A 3,388-nucleotide genomic window follows, 5' to 3' on the forward strand; every position below is an offset into this window, starting at 1 on the left:
TTGATCATCGGCATCCTTCCAAGAGGGTGTCGGGCCTGGTGGGGCTAAAAGGAACCACCAGGGACAGTTGAGGTGACCCTCTTTATTGAGGGGTGTCTTCTTCTGGATCAAATCAAGCGCGAGAAGGGCGTTTGGTGGATGCCTTGGCAGTAAGAGGCGATGAAGGACGTGATACTCTGCGATAAGTCATGGGGAGCTGAGAATAAGCTTTGATCCATGAATTTCCGAATGGGGCAACCCAACTGACAGTGCTCTGTTGTTTACTTCGGTAATCGACAGGATGCTGAACCAGTTATTCTTTACCTGAATACATAGGGTTTAGAAAGCAAACCCGGGGAACTGAAACATCTAAGTACCCGGAGGAAAGGAAATCAATTGATACTCCCCTAGTAGCGGCGAGCGAACGGGGACCAGCCGAGCCGTGAGTGTGATTGGAATGCGTTGGGAAGCGCAGCCAGAGTGGGTGATAGCCCCGTACAATAAGCATGATCGGACGTATTAAGTAGGGCGGGACACGTGAAATCCTGTCTGAAGATCGGAGGACCACCTTCGAAGGCTAAGTACTCCTTACTGACCGATAGCGAACCAGTACCGTGAGGGAAAGGTGAAAAGCACCCCGACGAGGGGAGTGAAACAGTACCTGAAACCGAACGCCTACAAGCAGTGGGAGGGCCCTTGAGGCCTGACCGCGTACCTTTTGTATAATGGGTCATCGACTTGGTCTCACGAGCAAGCTTAAGCCGTTAGGTGTAGGCGCAGCGAAAGCGAGTCTTAATAGGGCGACTTAGTTCGTGGGATCAGACCCGAAACCGAGTGATCTAGGCATGACCAGGATGAAGGTTAGGTAACACTAACTGGAGGTCCGAACCCACACCTGTTGAAAAAGGTCGGGATGAGTTGTGCCTAGGGGTGAAAGGCCAATCAAACTCGGAGATAGCTGGTTCTCCGCGAAATCTATTTAGGTAGAGCGTCATCCGAATACCCCGGGGGGTAGAGCACTGGATGGGTAATGGGGCCCCACAGGCTTACTGATCCTAACCAAACTCCGAATACCCGGGAGTACTAGATGGCAGACACACGGCGAATGCTAACGTCCGTCGTGAAGAGGGAAACAACCCTGACCTCCAGCTAAGGCCCCTAATTCATGGCTAAGTGGGAAAGCAGGTGGGACGACCAAAACAACCAGGAGGTTGGCTTAGAAGCAGCCATCCTTTAAAGATAGCGTAACAGCTCACTGGTCTAAATAAGTTGTCCTGCGGCGAAGATGTAACGGGGCTCAAGCCATGAGCCGAAGCTGAGGATGCACATAGTGCATGGTAGCGGAGCGTAGTGTGACATAGTTCCACGCCTCTTTTGCATCGCTTGCGATGCATAGGAGGCAGGGAACTTTCGATGAAGCCCGGGCGTGAGCCATCGGGTGGAGAGATCACTAGCGAGAATGATGACATGAGTAGCGACAAACAGGGTGAGAGACCCTGTCGCCGAAAGTCCAAGGGTTCCTGCTTAAAGCTAATCTGAGCAGGGTAAGCCGACCCCTAAGGCGAGGCCGAAAGGCGTAGTCGATGGGAACCAGGTTAATATTCCTGGGCCAGAGAGAAGTGACGGATCCCGACGGTAGTTCATCCTTATCGGATTGAATGGGCTGCTTAGGGGTTCCTGGAAATAGCCTCTCATTAGATCGTACCCTAAACCGACACAGGTGGACTGGTAGAGAATACCAAGGCGCTTGAGAGAACGATGTTGAAGGAACTCGGCAAAATACCTCCGTAAGTTCGCGAGAAGGAGGCCCAGTTTCTACGCAAGTATTGGCTGGGGGCACAAACCAGGGGGTGGCGACTGTTTACTAAAAACACAGGGCTCTGCGAAGTCGCAAGACGACGTATAGGGTCTGACGCCTGCCCGGTGCCTGAAGGTTAAAAGGAGGAGTGCAAGCTCTGAATTGAAGCCCAGGTAAACGGCGGCCGTAACTATAACGGTCCTAAGGTAGCGAAATTCCTTGTCGGGTAAGTTCCGACCTGCACGAATGGCGTAACGACTTCCCCGCTGTCTCCAACATCGACTCAGCGAAATTGAATTACCTGTCAAGATGCAGGTTACCCGCGGTTAGACGGAAAGACCCCGTGCACCTTTACTACAGCTTCAGACTGGTATCAGGCCAAGCATGTGCAGGATAGGTGGTAGGCTTTGAAGCAGGAACGCCAGTTTCTGTGGAGCTTCCCTTGAGATACCACCCTTGCTTCGCTTGATATCTAACCGCGGTCCGTTATCCGGATCCGGGACCCTCTGTGGCGGGTAGTTTGACTGGGGCGGTCGCCTCCTAAAGAGTAACGGAGGCGCGCGAAGGTTGGCTCAGAGCGGTCGGACATCGCTCGTTGAGTGCAATGGCAGAAGCCAGCCTGACTGCGAGACTGACAAGTCGAGCAGAGTCGAAAGACGGCCATAGTGATCCGGTGGTCCCAAGTGGGAGGGCCATCGCTCAACGGATAAAAGGTACGCCGGGGATAACAGGCTGATGATGCCCAAGAGTCCATATCGACGGCATCGTTTGGCACCTCGATGTCGGCTCATCTCATCCTGGGGCTGGAGCAGGTCCCAAGGGTACGGCTGTTCGCCGTTTAAAGAGGTACGTGAGCTGGGTTTAGAACGTCGTGAGACAGTTCGGTCCCTATCTTCCGTGGGTGTAGGATATTTGAGAAGAGTTGCCCCTAGTACGAGAGGACCGGGGTGAACGATCCACTGGTGGACCAGTTGTTATGCCAATAGCAGTGCTGGGTAGCTATGATCGGACAGGATAACCGCTGAAGGCATCTAAGCGGGAAGCCCCCTTCAAAACAAGATATCCCTGAGGACCGTGGTAGACCACCACGTCGATAGGCCGGAGATGTAAGTGCAGCAATGCATTCAGTTGACCGGTACTAATTGTCCGATAGGCTTGATTTGATCCAGTAGAAGCCATGCTTCAAGGGAACAGATCAAAAGCATACATCACACAATAAGCGTGCTTGACTTGGAAACAAACGATGTGTCCGACCCAAACGGGTCGATCGATAGGCTTTCTCGGTTTGGTGGTCATAGCGCAAGCAAAACACCCGGTCCCATCCCGAACCCGGCAGTTAAGTGCTGTTGCGCCGATGGTACTGCGTCTTAAGGCGTGGGAGAGTAGGTCACCGCCAAACCTAGTAAGCCTACCGATATCTCTCGAAACGATGACAATATCCCACCGCACAAAGCCAGACGCGGATGGGCGATGGATTGCACAAGGCGCGTCTAAGACAAGCCTAAAGTGTCGCGGGATGGAGCAGCTCGGTAGCTCGTCAGGCTCATAACCTGAAGGTCGTAGGTTCAAATCCTACTCCCGCAACCAAACTTCCACAGCAATACCAAAGAC

The 3,388-nt window shown here is 53.0% G+C and carries 1 tRNA gene and 2 rRNA genes; all 3 read left to right on the forward strand.

The window, feature by feature from the left end:
* The first annotated feature begins 110 nt into the window (after positions 1-110).
* The 3 genes from BLV27_RS18875 to BLV27_RS18885 all read left to right on the forward strand — a co-directional run bounded on the left by BLV27_RS18875 (position 111) and on the right by BLV27_RS18885 (position 3,364).
* Positions 111-2,940: ribosomal RNA gene (locus tag BLV27_RS18875) — 23S ribosomal RNA — on the forward strand.
* Positions 2,941-3,061: 121 nt separating this feature from the next.
* A 5S ribosomal RNA gene (gene rrf / locus BLV27_RS18880) occupies positions 3,062-3,176 on the forward strand.
* A gap of 111 nt (positions 3,177-3,287) precedes the next feature.
* Positions 3,288-3,364 (forward strand) — tRNA-Met (locus BLV27_RS18885).
* Positions 3,365-3,388 lie beyond the last annotated feature (24 nt).

Origin of the sequence: Jannaschia faecimaris (genome assembly GCF_900107415.1) — a bacterium.
GTDB classification, from domain to species: domain Bacteria; phylum Pseudomonadota; class Alphaproteobacteria; order Rhodobacterales; family Rhodobacteraceae; genus Jannaschia; species Jannaschia faecimaris.